21 protein-coding genes and 1 pseudogene are annotated in these 15,402 nt (G+C 34.3%); 14 read left to right on the top strand and 8 right to left on the bottom strand.

Annotated elements, in window-relative coordinates; translation table 11 throughout:
* Nucleotides 1-4: 4 nt before the first annotated feature.
* Nucleotides 5-541, bottom strand: a complete 537-nt coding sequence (locus RTP99_RS09290; protein WP_312365363.1) for a hypothetical protein — start codon at nt 539-541, stop codon at nt 5-7.
* Nucleotides 542-748: 207 nt separating this feature from the next.
* Nucleotides 749-1,030: pseudogene (locus RTP99_RS09285) on the bottom strand (TetR-like C-terminal domain-containing protein); the annotation flags it as partial.
* 276 nt (nt 1,031-1,306) lie between these two features.
* Between RTP99_RS09285 and RTP99_RS09280 the strand changes: the two are divergent.
* Nucleotides 1,307-1,444: a YvrJ family protein gene (locus RTP99_RS09280; RefSeq protein WP_000393326.1), complete on the top strand. Its 138-nt coding sequence runs from the start codon at nt 1,307-1,309 to the stop codon at nt 1,442-1,444.
* Between the two features lie 54 nt (nt 1,445-1,498).
* Here the strand turns inward: RTP99_RS09280 and RTP99_RS09275 are convergent, their stop codons facing one another.
* The gene (locus tag RTP99_RS09275; protein ID WP_000258421.1) at nt 1,499-2,275 is read right to left on the bottom strand and encodes a 3-hydroxybutyrate dehydrogenase; all 777 of its coding nucleotides are present in this window, start codon (nt 2,273-2,275) and stop codon (nt 1,499-1,501) included.
* Nucleotides 2,276-2,470: 195 nt separating this feature from the next.
* Here RTP99_RS09275 and RTP99_RS09270 point away from each other — a divergent pair, with 195 nt between their 5' ends.
* Genes RTP99_RS09270 through RTP99_RS09255 form a run of 4 tightly spaced genes read left to right on the top strand, consistent with a single transcriptional unit; the run spans nt 2,471 to nt 4,696 of the window.
* Nucleotides 2,471-2,803, top strand: coding sequence for a PadR family transcriptional regulator (locus tag RTP99_RS09270; RefSeq protein WP_000107991.1), 333 nt, complete (start codon nt 2,471-2,473; stop codon nt 2,801-2,803).
* Nucleotides 2,803-3,567, top strand: coding sequence for a DUF1129 domain-containing protein (locus RTP99_RS09265; protein WP_000950453.1), 765 nt, complete (start codon nt 2,803-2,805; stop codon nt 3,565-3,567). Before RTP99_RS09270 ends, RTP99_RS09265 begins: the two co-directional genes overlap by 1 nt.
* A gap of 16 nt (nt 3,568-3,583) precedes the next feature.
* Nucleotides 3,584-4,345 (top strand): DUF1129 domain-containing protein, encoded by a 762-nt coding sequence (locus tag RTP99_RS09260; RefSeq protein WP_000703257.1) that lies wholly within the window; start codon nt 3,584-3,586, stop codon nt 4,343-4,345.
* A 51-nt stretch (nt 4,346-4,396) separates the two neighbouring features.
* A complete protein-coding gene (locus RTP99_RS09255) occupies nt 4,397-4,696 on the top strand; it encodes a hypothetical protein (protein WP_001190633.1) in 300 nt (99 codons plus the stop codon).
* A gap of 15 nt (nt 4,697-4,711) precedes the next feature.
* On the opposite strand, the gene RTP99_RS09250 is transcribed toward RTP99_RS09255, so the two are convergent.
* Nucleotides 4,712-5,329 (bottom strand): ImmA/IrrE family metallo-endopeptidase, encoded by a 618-nt coding sequence (locus RTP99_RS09250; protein ID WP_000371624.1) that lies wholly within the window; start codon nt 5,327-5,329, stop codon nt 4,712-4,714.
* Nucleotides 5,330-5,488: 159 nt separating this feature from the next.
* Here RTP99_RS09250 and RTP99_RS09245 point away from each other — a divergent pair, with 159 nt between their 5' ends.
* The 3 genes from RTP99_RS09245 (at nt 5,489) to RTP99_RS09235 (ending at nt 7,657) form a co-directional block, all read left to right on the top strand.
* A complete protein-coding gene (locus RTP99_RS09245; protein WP_000288328.1) occupies nt 5,489-5,782 on the top strand; it encodes a DUF3928 family protein in 294 nt (97 codons plus the stop codon).
* A 110-nt stretch (nt 5,783-5,892) separates the two neighbouring features.
* Nucleotides 5,893-6,342, top strand: a complete 450-nt coding sequence (locus RTP99_RS09240) for an NUDIX hydrolase (protein WP_000540524.1) — start codon at nt 5,893-5,895, stop codon at nt 6,340-6,342.
* Nucleotides 6,343-6,481: 139 nt separating this feature from the next.
* Nucleotides 6,482-7,657: an acetyl-CoA C-acetyltransferase gene (locus RTP99_RS09235; RefSeq protein ID WP_000552083.1), complete on the top strand. Its 1,176-nt coding sequence runs from the start codon at nt 6,482-6,484 to the stop codon at nt 7,655-7,657.
* 29 nt (nt 7,658-7,686) lie between these two features.
* On the opposite strand, the gene RTP99_RS09230 is transcribed toward RTP99_RS09235, so the two are convergent.
* Both RTP99_RS09230 and RTP99_RS09225 read right to left on the bottom strand, forming a co-directional pair.
* Nucleotides 7,687-8,412 carry an AAA family ATPase gene (locus tag RTP99_RS09230; RefSeq protein WP_000567988.1) on the bottom strand — a complete coding sequence of 242 codons (726 nt, stop codon included), beginning with the start codon at nt 8,410-8,412 and terminating at the stop codon, nt 7,687-7,689.
* Nucleotides 8,413-8,422: 10 nt separating this feature from the next.
* Entirely contained in the window at nt 8,423-8,692 is a 270-nt protein-coding gene (locus tag RTP99_RS09225) for a hypothetical protein (RefSeq protein ID WP_000059967.1), read from the bottom strand.
* Nucleotides 8,693-8,840: 148 nt separating this feature from the next.
* Here RTP99_RS09225 and RTP99_RS09220 point away from each other — a divergent pair, with 148 nt between their 5' ends.
* Both RTP99_RS09220 and RTP99_RS09215 read left to right on the top strand, forming a co-directional pair.
* Nucleotides 8,841-9,569 carry a DUF4184 family protein gene (locus tag RTP99_RS09220; RefSeq protein ID WP_001116845.1) on the top strand — a complete coding sequence of 243 codons (729 nt, stop codon included), beginning with the start codon at nt 8,841-8,843 and terminating at the stop codon, nt 9,567-9,569.
* Nucleotides 9,570-9,605: 36 nt separating this feature from the next.
* Nucleotides 9,606-10,370 carry a hypothetical protein gene (locus RTP99_RS09215; RefSeq protein WP_000973891.1) on the top strand — a complete coding sequence of 255 codons (765 nt, stop codon included), beginning with the start codon at nt 9,606-9,608 and terminating at the stop codon, nt 10,368-10,370.
* A gap of 46 nt (nt 10,371-10,416) precedes the next feature.
* On the opposite strand, the gene RTP99_RS09210 is transcribed toward RTP99_RS09215, so the two are convergent.
* A complete protein-coding gene (locus tag RTP99_RS09210) occupies nt 10,417-10,848 on the bottom strand; it encodes a DUF3997 domain-containing protein (protein ID WP_000758784.1) in 432 nt (143 codons plus the stop codon).
* 132 nt (nt 10,849-10,980) lie between these two features.
* Between RTP99_RS09210 and RTP99_RS09205 the strand changes: the two genes are divergently transcribed.
* The 3 genes from RTP99_RS09205 to RTP99_RS09195 all read left to right on the top strand — a co-directional run bounded on the left by RTP99_RS09205 (nt 10,981) and on the right by RTP99_RS09195 (nt 12,282).
* On the top strand, nt 10,981-11,436 hold the full coding sequence (locus tag RTP99_RS09205) for an RDD family protein (RefSeq protein ID WP_000769088.1): 456 nt from the start codon (nt 10,981-10,983) through the stop codon (nt 11,434-11,436).
* Between the two features lie 173 nt (nt 11,437-11,609).
* The gene (locus RTP99_RS09200) at nt 11,610-11,708 is read left to right on the top strand and encodes a hypothetical protein (RefSeq protein WP_000145657.1); all 99 of its coding nucleotides are present in this window, start codon (nt 11,610-11,612) and stop codon (nt 11,706-11,708) included.
* A 64-nt stretch (nt 11,709-11,772) separates the two neighbouring features.
* The gene (locus RTP99_RS09195; protein ID WP_000218418.1) at nt 11,773-12,282 is read left to right on the top strand and encodes an SDR family NAD(P)-dependent oxidoreductase; all 510 of its coding nucleotides are present in this window, start codon (nt 11,773-11,775) and stop codon (nt 12,280-12,282) included.
* A 55-nt stretch (nt 12,283-12,337) separates the two neighbouring features.
* Here RTP99_RS09195 and RTP99_RS09190 read toward each other — a convergent pair whose 3' ends face one another.
* Nucleotides 12,338-13,438, bottom strand: coding sequence for an ABC transporter ATP-binding protein (locus RTP99_RS09190; protein WP_000818924.1), 1,101 nt, complete (start codon nt 13,436-13,438; stop codon nt 12,338-12,340).
* A 261-nt stretch (nt 13,439-13,699) separates the two neighbouring features.
* On the opposite strand from RTP99_RS09190, the gene malL reads away from it, so the two are divergent.
* Entirely contained in the window at nt 13,700-15,376 is a 1,677-nt protein-coding gene (gene malL / locus RTP99_RS09185; protein ID WP_000415190.1) for an oligo-1,6-glucosidase, read from the top strand.
* Nucleotides 15,377-15,402: the final 26 nt, after the last annotated feature.

Below are 15,402 nucleotides of genomic sequence, written 5' to 3'. Positions count from 1 at the left end.
ACCTTTATTCCTGTTCCAGCCAATTGTAGAGAGAAATCGTTTCTGTCTGTTGTTCCTTTAATGCCAAAGATTCATAGTCACGCTGTGTCAAATCCACCAATCTCTTTTTTTCTCCATCTGCAATCGGATCTGGCATCCAATTCTTCGTTTTAGCTGCTTTGACAAACTTGTAGGGTTCATCAATCGGTCTACTTTGTTGCCTTATAATGAGACAAATTTCAAGCACACGCTCCAATGGTAAAGAGATAAGAATTTTATGTACTTCTTCTGGAGGGGAAGTAAGAGTTGTCACTTGATATGCCAATTTGACTAATTCAGATTTGTTGTAATCCGGAGATAGAGATTTCTTTTTACCTTGAACTTTTGCTAGGGAAGAGCCAGTTAATGTTGCTACATCGCTTGCAGGTATCTTCCAACCTTCTTTTCGACTATTTTGAAAGGCTTTTGGAAACATTCCATCTTTTATCTTTCTTTTTATAGTTTCTTCATTCTTATAGCCCATTAGGGCTGCTACTTCTTTAAACGTGAAACACTTCTCCATATAAATCCCCCTTTAGTATCACTTGATTTGTCATGCTGTTAAACAGGTTATACGTTCTAGTGTGTCCCACAAAAAGGAGGTATAAACAATAATTGGTAGATTTTGTACTGTTAAGTAAAGAAATTATATAAAGATTAAAAAATACACTCCATTCAATTAATTGTCAGAAACATGATAGATGAATAATAAAAAGACTAGCTAAAGTGGCTAGTCTTTTTTCTCGTATTTTGCTACTAAACTTTTCGGTAATTCTTTGGTCATGTAAACAGCAATTTGAGAGAACTGCTCTGGTGTTTCTTCAAAATCGCTTCTAATCCATTCACCGATTAAACTCGTTAACATCCCTGACAAAACGGTAAATGCATATCTTTTTGGTATGTTTGGAATAATTACTACTTTCTTATCGATCCAAATTGACTCAAATATTCCTCCGATTTTACTTAGAAAGGTTAGATCCTCTTTATCACTAGTTAACAGACGGATAAGCTTTTTATTATCTAATAATTAATTTGCCACCTTGATAAATGTAGTAATAAAAGTGGTCATAAAGAGGTTGAATGTAATGATAAAAACATAAAAAATAGACGTATCAAGCAAAGTGTTGATACGCCTTAAAACTACATTGTTAAACAACATGCGTCGTCGTGTAGTAATAATGATATTTATTTAATTATCTTAGGTTCAGTATTACATATTAATAGCTTGTTTTTTTATGCCTAAATGTGTTCTTTTCTCTTATTTATATAATGAAAGGAGGGAAAAAGAATGGAAGAGTGGATCAAGATGATAGGTAATGTAGGGTTTCCGATTGTTGTAACATTATATTTACTCCATCGAATTGAAAGCAAATTAGATGGGGTAATTGTTGCAATCGAGAAACTCCCTAAACAATTACTAAAGTAGGAAGATCCCCGGGATAAAAAATAAAGTTTGCTCTTTGTGAGCAAACTTTATTTTTTATTGAGCAGTATAACCACCATCGATAACGACAGCTTGCCCGGTTATACCTTTCGCTTTTTCGCTCGCTAAAAAGATTGCATAATCCGCGATTTCTTGTACTTGTAATAAGCGTTTTTGCGGTACAAGTGGATAAATGACTTCCTCCAAAACATTTTCAAGTGGTACATTTCGTGTAGTAGCTAAGTCTTGTAGTTGATTACGTACAAGAGGGGTATCGACATAACCAGGACACAGTGCATTTACAGTAATACCATGCGTAGCGCCTTCTAAAGCAGCAACTTTTGTTAATCCAATTACACCATGTTTCGCGCTATTGTAGGCGGATTTCCCTGCAAATCCAACGAGGCCATTAATGGAAGCGACATTAATAATTCGGCCATACTTTTGCTTTTTCATAATCGGAAAGGCATGTTTAATGGCGATAAAAGGAGCGATTTGCATAATTTTAATTAGTAGCTCAAACTTTTCGGTTGGAAAATCTTCAATTGGTGAAACGTGTTGCATGCCTGCGTTATTAATTAATATGTCTAATGAACCGAAATGAGTAACAGTTTGGGAAATGGATGCTTCTATTTCTTCTTCGGATGTAACATCACATTTTAAGCCGATAGCTTGAAATCCCTCTTTTTGTAGTTGTTCAGCAGCTTCTTTTGCACGTTCTTCAAGACGATCGGTAATAACAACTTTTGCACCTTCTTTTGCAAAAGCGTGTCCCATTTCATAACCAATACCACTTGCAGCACCTGTTAAAAAAACAACTCGATTTGTAACCATGATGAAAAACATCCCTTCGTAATAAAGTTCTCCTATCGCTTTATTTAGAGAGTGGATAATAAAAATCCTGCAAAGATTTGGAAAAATATTGTTAGCTATCTTGTTTTGCAAAATAGTCTTTGCTATACTATTTTGTAAAGCAAGATACTTACGCTTGTCTATCTTGTAAAACAAGATAGTGGGAGGATTTGAATTATGTCGACAAGTCAAATGCTGAAAGGGATTTTAGAAGGATGCTTACTTGCTATTATTTCTGAAGGTGAAATATATGGTTATGAAATGAGTGAGAAGCTAGCAAAGTATGGCTTTACAATGGCAAGTGAAGGAAGTATTTATCCGTTATTAATACGAATGCAAAAGGAAGGACTCATAACAAGTGTAATGAAGGAATCCCCATCTGGTCCAAAACGGAAGTATTACACGTTAACAGAAAATGGCGAAGATGCACTAGATGAATTTATGGATCGCTGGGAAGCGATGCAAAGTAGTGTGGAACGTCTACTTGAAGGGAAGGGGAGAAGAAAATAATGCTATCAAATGAAGCACGAAAGTTTTTATTAGATATGAGATTGGTTTTGACTGCAAAGAGTGTGAAAGAAAGTGATATTGAAAGCTTTATCGAAGACGCAGAACTTCATTTAATAGAAGGTGAGAGTGATGGGAAAAGCGTAGAAGAAATTTTCGGAAGCTCACCGAAAGAATACGCAAATGAACTTGTCAAAGTGATGGAAAGAGATAGACAGGAAACGTGGAAGCAAATTGGTTTTACAGTAATGAATATCGTATCGTTTTGGATTATTGCTTCTATCCTAATAGTGAATAACGGATTATTACAGATGTCACTGATTCAGTGCGTGGGGTATAGTTTGTCATTGATTTTAGTTGTTATAGGTCCTAATTTTCTACTTCGCAAAATGACTTTCGTAACAAGTTTTACAAAAACGTGGTTTTCTATGTGGTTTTTAGTTATGATCGCGCCAATGTTTTTAATGGGGGTTGTTACGGTATTAGATGTGGTCTATCCAACAAAACTGTTTATATTCACTCAAATGCAAAGTTATATATTAGCTGGTGGGATTTTTATTATTACAGTAGCGATAAATATATATTTTGATGGATGGTTTAAAAACTTATATTTAATCATTCCACTTTCGATTATGTTACTGTTTAAAACATTTACATCAGAAGACCTTGTTCCAATGTTATTTCAAATTATATGTTTATACGGAAGTTTGTTTATTTTAATTTTCCTTGAAATTATGATGAAGACGAATAGAAGAGAGACGGTTTAATAAGGGAGGGATTATCATGAAGATTTCTAAAGAAGGAGAAAAGTTTTTAATTGATACGAAAGTATATTTAATAACGAAAGGAATTAAAGAAGAAGATGTTGACGCTTTTTTAGAAGATGCAGAACTTCATTTAATTGAAGGTGAGAAAGAAGGGAAAACGGTAAGTGATATATTTGGTGATTCGCCAAAAGAGTATGCAGAAGAATTAGCGAAAGAGATGGAAAAGGATAAAGGCGGGAGTATAAAGACTATTTTAGGAATGATAATTGGAATAGGGGGATATTGGTTACTTACAAATATTTTATTTGAAAGCCCAAATCATGAATTTACATTAACGAATGTACAATTAATTGGATACCCAATTGTTTTAATGATTACGATTGTAGGAATTATATTTGCTTTTAAAATGTCATCATTTAAGAGTAAAATAAAAGAATTTAGCATTATTTATGTAGCAGCATTGCTACCGATTTTATTACTAATATTATTGATGTTTATGAATAAATGGTATGGGACACCTGTATTACAATTAACGACTATACAAAGTTATATACTAGCTGGAGTTATCTTGTTAGTACTGTTAATTGGGGAAGCATACATACTTGGCTGGATTGGGATATTAACTGTTATTGTCCCGCTATTCATTATGTTTGTATTTAAAGAATTAGGGAAGAACAACCCATATTGGGGAATGCTAGAGCCGTTACTTCTGTACGGAAGTTTATATGTATTAATGAGATGGTCTTTGAAAATTGAGGAGAAAAAAACTGTAAGCTAGCTTTATATTAATAGCGAACGAACTGAATTTTTTATTGAGAGGAGAACAAATATGCAAAGTATATTTCTAGGTATATTGTCTATTACATTTTTAGGTTTAACGATTTTTGGGCTATATACTACCTTTTCGAAAAAGTTACACGATGACTATTTCGATACTTTATTAGATGACACATCAGGTTATGTGTTGTTCTTCGGTTTAATAGGAAAGTGGCTGCTCTGGATATGCAAAAAAATATTTCCAAAGAAATATTATATAGAGATTTTTAGAGTAATTGTATTTATGTTTAGTTGTATAGTTGCATCCGTTGCAGCCGGAATTTGGTTTGTTGATTGGAATATATTGTTTTAAACAGTAACAAGAGCGTTACTGTTTTTTTCTTTGCAATAAAGCACTTTGTAAAGAGAGTGCTTTTTGTTCGTTCGTTAATAGGGATTGAATATGGACATTTTCAGGACGAGGTACGATAGGGTACATAAGATTTGTTGGAGAAGGATGGTGCTCCGAGCCAGTTGGGGAATGAGGATCAGCGTGAGTAAGTTTTCCGTGAACACGTCTTGTAAATAAAATATGACCGATTTCGTGAGCGAGCGTATATATATTTTTCATGGGGGCAGCTGAATTTGTTAAAACGATATAACCAGTAAGTTGCTGTTGTTTCGCTAAAGAGTAAGCACAGGCAATGACTGCTGTTTCTTTGAAATAATCACTGCCAATATAACAAATATAAAGGTCGCATTCAGGAGCTTCATTCACACATGTTTGGAAAAAGGATGCTAATTTTTCCTGACTTTGAATAGAATTTTTATAACTAATTTCGCGGTCAGAAAAACGAAAAAGTTCATTTAAAATAATTACTTCTTTAATTTGAAATGTAATCGGGTGCCAAATTGACTCTGCAACTGCTAAATCTTTTGCGATACGATCATTAGAAATATCGGCGCCTGGCGTAATGCAAATACATATATTGACGTATGGATCCATAAGGAACACCTCAACTGAAAAATTCTTCCTATAATATATGTTGGGAAAAGACTCTATGTATGGATAACCGCCTTGTTTATTACAAGTCGAAAAAATTTCATAGTTCTATAACGTAGTGTGATCATCTTTTTGATATAGTAAAGAAAAGGGGGAGAATATATGTATACATTAAAAATCGTTTCAGACAGAGAAGCTCTTTATCAATTTGCAAGTTATGTAAGAGTTGTGCAAGGGGTAGAAGATGTATATGTAGAGGTGGGAGAACCTTTATATGAACATCCATTAATGAAATTTTATGTACATATTAAGCTGGAAGAAACATATGAGCAACAGAAAGCGTTACAAGAAATAGCAAGATTAGTAGAATTAGGACGTTTTACATATGTCCATTATCGTAATGATGAAATTGAAGAAGCTTTTGAAGCTGTAAAATATGAAAGTTTTAAGAAATAAAGGTGAAAAAAAGGAGGCGAAAGCTTCCTTTTTTTTCTTTAAAATTACATCAACAAAAGGAGAAAAATTTTGTTATGATAAGGAAGGGTGAGGAAAGGAGAGTTTACATATTGGGGTATATTGAAGAGTTACGTAAAGTCGTTGGTACAAGGCCGCTTATTCTAGTAGGGTCAGCAATTATTATCTTAAATGATAATCAAGAAGTATTGCTTCAATATCGTTCAGATACATATGATTGGGGTGTACCTGGCGGGGCGATGGAGCTAGGAGAAACGACAGAAGAAACTGCTCGCAGAGAACTGTTTGAAGAGACGGGACTAAATGCGAAAATTATGCAATTTATCGGGGTTCTTTCGGGAAAAGAAGTGTACTTCCAATATCCAAATGGAGATGAAATTTTTAATGTCATACATCTGTATCAGGGGCATCATGTGAGTGGAGAATTAAGGCTTGACCATGAAGGGTTACAGCTTCAATATTTTCCGGTAGATAAGTTACCGAATTTGAATAAAACAACAGAGAAGATTTTACAAAAATTTCTATATGCATTAACAGAATAGAAGGTTAATTCCTTCTATTTTTATTATATTAAATATTTTGATTTTTTAGTATGTTTATAGTATGATAGGTGTAGACATACATCTTATGGAATTTCACCTAAAAACTGACTAGGGTACATAAGAGAGGGGCAAGTGCAAAATGCATAATGTTGTTATTACAGCTGCAGTTCGTTCGCCAATTGGAACTTTTGGGGGAGCGCTAAAAAATGTAACGCCAGTAGAATTAGCTGTTCCTGTACTTCAGGAAGCTGTAAAACGAGGCGGGGTAGAACCACACGAAGTTGATGAAGTGATTTTAGGTCATTGTATTCAAAGAACTGATGAAGCAAATACGGCGAGAACGGCTGCATTAGCGGCAGGATTTCCTGACACAGTTACGGGCTATACAATCCAACGCCAATGTTCTTCAGGTATGCAAGCAATTATGTCGGCTGCAATGCAAATTCAATTAGGTGTAAGTGAAGTTGTCGTTGCAGGTGGAGTAGAAGCAATGAGTTCAAGCCCTTATGCATTGAAACAACACCGCTGGGGACAACGTCTACAACACGGAGAAATTCGTGATACGGTGTGGGAAGTGTTAGAAGATCCGATTCATCATATTATGATGGGGGAAACAGCGGAAAATTTAGTTGAACAATATGAAATTACAAGAGAGGAACAAGATGAAGTTGCGCTTCGCAGTCATACATTGGCGCTAAAGGCAATTGAGTCTGGATACTTTGACGATCAAATTGTTCCTATTACGATAAAAGAACGTAGAAAAGAAGTAGTATTTTCAAAAGATGAACATCCACGTGCTGATATTACAGCAGAAAAATTAGCTGGATTAAAACCAGCTTTCCGTAAAGACGGTTCAGTAACTGCAGGGAATGCATCTGGCCTGAATGACGGAAGCGCGGTTTTAGTATTAATGAGCGAAGAAAAAGCGAAAGAAAAAGGCTTACAACCGTTAGCTAGAATTGTTGGGTATTCAGTAGCTGGAGTAGATCCGAAAATTATGGGTATTGGACCAGCACCAGCAATTCGTAAAGGATTAGAAAAAGTAGATTGGTCATTAGAAGATGCAGATTTACTGGAAATTAATGAAGCTTTCGCTGCGCAATACTTAGCTGTAGAGAAAGAATTAGGTTTAGATCGTGAAAAAGTGAATGTAAACGGTAGTGGTGTAGGACTTGGACATCCAATCGGTTGTACAGGAGCTCGTATTACTGTAAGCTTAATTCATGAATTAAAGAGACGCGGATTAGAAAAAGGAATTGCCTCTCTATGCGTCGGCGGCGGTATTGGAGTAGCATTATTTATAGAAGCACTATAAAAAAGAAGCAGCTATTGCTGCTTCTTTTTTTACGACTCAAATAGATGATGGAATAATCGATCGCGATTTTCAAAGAAAAGTTTCGTCGTTTGGTAATGCTCGGTGTCTTCTAAGGCGGATTCGTGAATTCCTTCTTGTGTTAAAGAGTATATAGTGGATTCAGGATAAGCCATTAAAATAGGAGAATGCGTCGCAATAACAAATTGTGAACCTTGTTCCGCTAGTTCGTGCATTCGAATGAGCATAGAAAGTTGTCTCATTGGTGATAGGGCGGCCTCGGGCTCATCTAAAATGTATAAACCTTGTCCTGAAAAACGATTCATAAATAAGGAGAAGAATGATTCACCATGGGATTGTTCATGAAGTGAAACACCGCCATAAGATTTTATAGCATCTATTTCATCAATATAAGAAGCAACGTTATAAAATGATTCAGCACGAAGAAAGAAACCGTCGTTTGGTGTATTGAAACTTTTGGAAATTCGAAGGTATTCATGTAAAGACGAATGTGAATCGTTTGTACTAAATCGGAAGTTTTTCGTTCCACCTTCGGCATTAAATCCTAAAGCAATTGCAATCGCTTCGAGTAATGTTGACTTACCCGTTCCGTTTTCTCCAATAATGAATGTTACATTTGGATGGAAAGCTAGTGATTGTAATGTCCGGATAGCGGGTAGACAGTAAGGATATACGGAAAAACTAGGGATATTTTCTTTTTTTAATGTGACATTTTTTAAAAAGGGTACGTCAATCAATATATAAACCTCAATTCATAACAGATTTTGATTCTAAAAAGGAAGCCAATACAAGTGTAAGACAGCTTGTGGTGAAAATTGTATACTGAAGTGCGCCAAAACCGAGACCTTCCCAACCGAAAGTCATCCTCTTCCATATAAAAATGAAAAGAACGCTCATAAAGTCAACGAAAGCGGGTGTGTATTTTATAATTTTTAAATGATTCCATAGAAAAAATCCAATGTATGTACTTAAAAACAAGGTAAAGAGAACAAGAAAAAAGACAAGTGTTAATGACACATGAACCCCTCCTTATTTTCTGAATATTTCATGTGGATTATATCATTTAAACTATCATATTCCAATGTGAAAATAAATATTGCATGGAGATTATTCATGTCGTTATGATAGTATGTAATCTATTGTAATTCTGAAAAGGAGCTAAAAAATGCCGTTTACATTTGCACATCCAGCAGCAGTTCTTCCTTTTGCGAAAAAGCATTCTAAACATATTTCAGTAACGGCTCTTATATTAGGGAGTATGGCGCCTGATTTTGAATATTTTTTACACTTTAGACCGTATGGTATTATTGGCCATACATGGCTTGGGTTCTTATATTTAAATTTACCACTTGTATTTCTGCTCGCATATATGTATCATTACATTTTAAAAAAGCCGTTTATAACGCATTTACCTAAGCCATTTGCTGGCTACTATATTTATGTAGTAGAGGAGAGGTGGGGGCTTCATACATGGAAAGATTTCTTTGTATTTTGCTATTCCGCTTTATTTGGTATGCTCACGCATGTCGTTTGGGATGCGTTTACTCATCATACAGGCTACTTCGTTATGAAAATACCATTTTTACAAAGAGAATTACATGGTATTCCAGTGTATAAATATATGCAACACGGGAGTACATGTGTCGTTTTATTATTGCTATTGTACGTACTATGGAAGTATAAAGATGAAACAGGAAAAGATATGATGATAGCTTCAGAAAAAAGAAAGTATTGGATTTCGGCAATCATTGTGGCAGTTCTTATATTTGTCGTTCACGCTTTCGTAGATCCCTATTTTCATATTTTCCAAATAGGGGGTATAATAGTATCTGGACTGACAAGTTCGTTTTGTGGACTTCTCATTGTTTCTATAGTTTACAAAGCAAAGGACTAATTAATATTAATGAATGATAGTGTTAGGAGAAATTATATGATGAAAGCATGGAAAAGTATTTTTGTTTTATGTAGTTTTCTTCTTATGTTAAGTGGTTGCTTCCATCAAGAAGAAAAGAAAGCTGAACCGAAGAAGAAAGAATCTATTCCTGAAACAAAAGAATATGGTGGGCGTGAGCTGAAAAAAGTAGGACAAAAAGTGAAAGAAACAGGATGGGGTACTTTTAAATTAGAACAAATTCATTCTGTGAATCAAACATTTGAAGTAGCACCAATGAAAATTCACGTACAAGATGTGAAAGTAATCTCTTTATCGCAGATGAGTAAAGATGCAAAAAATACATTAAAAGTATATACGGCATTAACTCCTGAAGAAGTAAAGCGTAGATTAGGAGATAAAGTCAGTCAAGAAGATGCGGAGTTATATGCATCGCTAAGTGGTACAGAGATTAGTGATACGATTCGTTACGTTGAAATTACATATAAGGTGGAAAATAGCGGGAATAAAAATATACAATTTTTCTCTATGAATGATGTTGCGATTAATGATAAACAACATTTTAAAGTAGCAACGCAAAACTTTTTATATGATGAAGATACGCTCGTTGGTACAAAAAATGTATCAAGGGAAGACTATAAGCCTGGTGAAACAAGAGATGGTATTATCGGCCTAATACTTGATGATGGAAAAGAAAAGGTAAAGGATATTAAATTTACAACAGATAATGTAATTGCAGCAGATACAGAAACGCAAGATGTTGTAAAAGAGCCACAAACTTTTAACATCTCACTTTCTGAGTAAGTTGTTTTTAAATATATGCAAGAAAAAACAGTCAGCGCTCAAACTATTATGCTGACTGTTTTTTCTGTTCTTTTATGTATGAATCTACACTTTGAAAAGGCACCTTAATTTTAAACGCATCTTTTTGCTCATTAAATTGCTTTTCATTATAGGGGCCAAAACGTTTATTATGCTTTACGTCAATAATCCAATAATGCTCGCTTTTTTTATTTGCAATTGCTGCGTCAGGATTATTCGGATCTGACTTTTCCTCAGTTTGTTTTGCAATAATGTATTTATCATCCCAGGCTATGTCTGTAATTTTTGCAGGAATGTATTGTGTGGCGTATACAGCATCTTGCGTGGGGAAAAGTTCAAATGCATTTCCAGAAGTACGTATGAGTTCGTATTCATCGTTAATCGTATATGTTATATGATTTGTATTTCCAGCACAACCGGCTAATAGGAATGCGACGAATAGGATTATCCATTTTTTCAATATGGGAACCTCCTTTACAATGCTGTTGTAACACATTGTACAAGAAAAGTAGGAGAAACGCTAGTTTACAATGTTTTTTAGAAGTGGTACGATGAGACGGGTAAAGAAGGATATGAAGGAGTCGACATAAAAATGAAGTTAAAGATGCATCGTCCAGCGCTTGTAATGAATCGCATAGGTGCTTCCCTAATTGACATGTTTTTAATCTCGGTTATGTATGGTGCAGTAGTAGCTGTTATGACTGGAAATTATAGTGCTATTTTTAATCGCTTTAATATTAGTTTTGGCGATTATAGATATGATCTTGCAGTAGTTTTTATATTAATGGCGATATATTTTATTTTGCTACCCTTTATTTGGAACGGTGTAACACTTGGTAAAAAGGTAACGAGAATAAAATTAATTTCATTGAAGAGTGAAAAGTTAACATTACAAACATTAACGATTCGATTTTTTGTATTGTTATTACCGAACATATTACTACTTGGAATTCCGATATTATGTAACGTATATATGATGTTATTCCGCAAAGATAATTGTGGTTTTCAGGATTTAATTACAAAAACGAAAGTGATAAGTCTTGTATAACAAAAAGAGACCTTTTTATATAAAAAGGTCTCTTTTTGTTATACAAATATATTTTAATGGATATATAATAGGGAAAAGTTAATCTATATCATTTTCGAATTTAATAGATTGAAAATTAAGAAAATGTTATAATGATTAAAATAATATGTTTATATAATAAGGGGGAAATTGAAATGACTGGAGGTAGCGTAATCTTTTGGGGGATTTTAATTTTCATCGGTTTAGTTTTCGATCAGCGTAATAGTAAGAAAAAAGAAGGAGTAAAAAAGTAACCGCTTACAAACGAATAAGCAACTTTTCTTGCTTGCAGACTAATCTCATAAAGGAGTATACTGAATGACGGTAAGACTTATAGAAGGGGTAATGAAAATGAAGCTTGCAGGAAAAGTTGCTATCGTAACTGGCGGTGGCATCGGTATTGGACGTAATACAGCTCTTTTGTTGGCTAAACAAGGCGCAAAAGTAATTGTGACGGACATCGATCAAGAAAGTGGACAAGCAACAGTGGAGGAAATTACGAATCTAGGCGGAGAAGCACTTTTTGTATCCTATGATATGGAAAAACAAGGAGATTGGCAACGCGTAATCAGCATTACTTTGAATGCATTCAGTCGCATTGATATGCTTTTTCAAAATGCTGGTTTATATAAAATAGATTCTATATTTTCACGCCAACAAGAGAACGATTCCAATGTACTTTGTATTAATGACGTATGGATAGAGATAAAACAATTAACGTCATCTTTTATGAAACAGCAAGAAGAAGTGGTGCTAAGTGACTTACCGATTTTCGGTATTATTAGCACGAAAGGACAATCATTTCATACAGTAGAAGCCCTCGTATAATAGTAAAAACCGCCCTCAATATATGTGGACGGTTTTTTTGTATGAAAATTATTTTTTAACGAATGCGTTGTTCGGTTTGACTATCAAAGAAATGCGCTTTATTCATATCAAATGCTAGTTTAATTTGGTCACCAGGTGAAAATGTATGTCTTGCATCAACACGTGCTGCAAAATCTTGATTTCCAAGTTTCATATATAAAATAGATTCAGCACCTAATAACTCAGCAACTTCAATTTTTGTTGTGAAGGCAGTAGATTGTGAAGCTTCTAAAAATAATAGTTCATCATGAATGTCCTCAGGACGAATACCTAAAACAATGTCTTTATTTACATAGCCTTGTTCACGTAATATCTTCATTTTTCCTTCAGTTACTTTAATTTTTGCAGCATTGTCTATAACGAAATCGGTTTCAGTTAATTTACCACGGAAGAAATTCATCGCTGGAGAGCCGATAAATCCACCAACAAAAATGTTTTCAGGTGTTTCATATACTTCTTTTGGAGTACCGATTTGTTGAATTTTTCCGTCTTTCATAACAACAAGACGAGAAGCCATTGTCATCGCTTCAGTTTGATCATGCGTTACATAAATTGTTGTTGTTCCAAGGCGGTGGTGTAACTTAGAAATTTCTGAGCGCATTGCAACACGTAATTTAGCGTCTAAGTTAGATAATGGCTCATCCATTAAGAACACTTTCGCGTCTCGAACGATTGCTCTCCCTAACGCAACACGTTGACGTTGTCCACCAGATAATGCTTTCGGTTTTCTATCTAAATATTGTTCCAGTCCTAAAATTTTTGCTGCATCTTTCACACGACGATCAATTTCATCTTTTGGTATTTTTCTAAGTTTTAATCCAAATGCCATATTATCATATACACTCATATGTGGATATAGAGCATAGTTTTGGAAGACCATTGCGATATCGCGATCTTTTGGAGGGACATCATTCATTAGCTTACCATCAATTGAAAACTCTCCTTTTGAAATGTCTTCAAGTCCAGCCACCATTCGCAATGTTGTAGATTTTCCGCATCCAGAAGGACCGACAAATACGATAAATTCTTTATCTTGAATGTGTAAATTGAAGTCTGTTACAGCTGTTACGTTATTATCATATATTTTATAAATGTTTTCTAATTTCAGTTCTGCCATGGTATTTCCCCCTAGAAATAATTATGCAAACGTTTTCTTTGAGTTCATTATAAACGAATAGATTCAAAAAATAAACAAAAAAATAAAACGTTTTCATAAATTGGAAGAATATTAGTAAATTTCGTATGTTTTCTTAGAAAAATAAGAATAAAAGTTGTAAGCGCTATTTTAAATTAAGATAGAATCTGTTATCATTCATTAATGAAAACGTTTGCGCCTTAAAAAGAGAAAATTGAATTATGAATGAAATGGGGTAGCATAATGGAAAAACAGTGGTGGAAAGAAAGTGTAGTATATCAAATTTATCCTCGTAGCTTTATGGATAGCAACGGTGATGGTATCGGGGATCTTCGCGGTATTATTTCAAAGTTAGATTACTTAAAAGAATTAGGGATTGATGTAATTTGGTTATCACCAGTCTATGAATCTCCAAATGATGATAATGGTTATGATATAAGTGATTATTGTAAAATTATGAATGAGTTCGGAACAATGGAAGATTGGGATGAGCTATTACATGAAATGCATGAACGTAATATGAAACTTATGATGGACTTAGTTGTGAATCATACTTCTGATGAACATAATTGGTTTATTGAATCACGTAAATCAAAAGATAATAAATATAGAGATTACTATATATGGCGCCCTGGAAAAGAAGGAAAAGAGCCGAATAACTGGGGAGCAGCGTTTAGTGGATCAGCATGGCAGTATGATGAAATGACAGATGAATATTATTTACATCTGTTTTCTAAAAAACAGCCAGATTTAAATTGGGATAATGAAAAGGTAAGGCAAGATGTTTATGAAATGATGAAGTTTTGGTTAGAAAAAGGAATTGATGGCTTCCGTATGGATGTTATTAATTTTATTTCTAAAGAAGAGGGATTACCAGCTGTTGAAACAGAAGAAGAGGGGTATGTTTCAGGTCATAAGCATTTTATGAACGGTCCAAACATTCATAAATATTTACATGAAATGAATGAAGAAGTATTGTCTCATTATGATATTATGACGGTTGGTGAAATGCCTGGTGTAACGACAGAAGAAGCGAAATTGTATACCGGGGAAGAACGAAAAGAACTGCAGATGGTATTCCAATTTGAACATATGGATTTAGACTCAGGAGAAGGCGGAAAATGGGATGTAAAACCATGTTCACTCCTTACTTTAAAAGAGAATTTAACGAAGTGGCAAAAAGCATTAGAACATACAGGCTGGAATAGCCTGTATTGGAATAACCATGATCAGCCTCGCGTTGTATCTCGTTTTGGTAATGATGGAATGTATCGCATTGAATCTGCGAAAATGTTAGCGACGGTGCTTCATATGATGAAAGGAACACCGTATATTTATCAAGGAGAAGAAATTGGAATGACAAACGTCCGATTTGAGTCGATTGATGAATATCGAGATATTGAAACGTTAAATATGTATAAAGAAAAAGTGATAGACCGTGGTGAAGATATAGAAAAAATAATGGAATCTATTTATATAAAGGGTCGTGATAATGCTAGAACTCCGATGCAGTGGGATGACAAAGATCACGCTGGATTTACAACAGGTGAACCTTGGATTACAGTAAACCCTAACTACAAAGAAATTAATGTGAAACAAGCGATCCAAAATAAAGATTCAATTTTTTATTATTATAAAAAATTAATTGAGTTACGTAAAAATAATGAAATAGTTGTGTATGGATCATATGATTTAATATTGGAGAATAATCCATCTATTTTTGCATATGTAAGAACGTATGGGGAAGAAAAACTTCTTGTTATTGCAAACTTTACTGCAGAAGAATGTGTATTTGAATTGCCTGAGGACATTACTTATAGTGAAGCAGAGTTATTTATACACAATTACGACGTAGAGAATGGACCGATAGAAAACATACCATTACGTCCGTATGAAGCAATGGTGTTCAAATTGAAATAAGAAAAATCCTTATACCACTTTGGTAT

It is taken from the genome of Bacillus sp. (in: firmicutes), from assembly GCF_031983925.1.
Taxonomy (GTDB): Bacteria; Bacillota; Bacilli; order Bacillales; family Bacillaceae_G; genus Bacillus_A; species Bacillus_A pacificus.
This window is presented reverse-complemented; position numbering and strand designations above follow the sequence as displayed.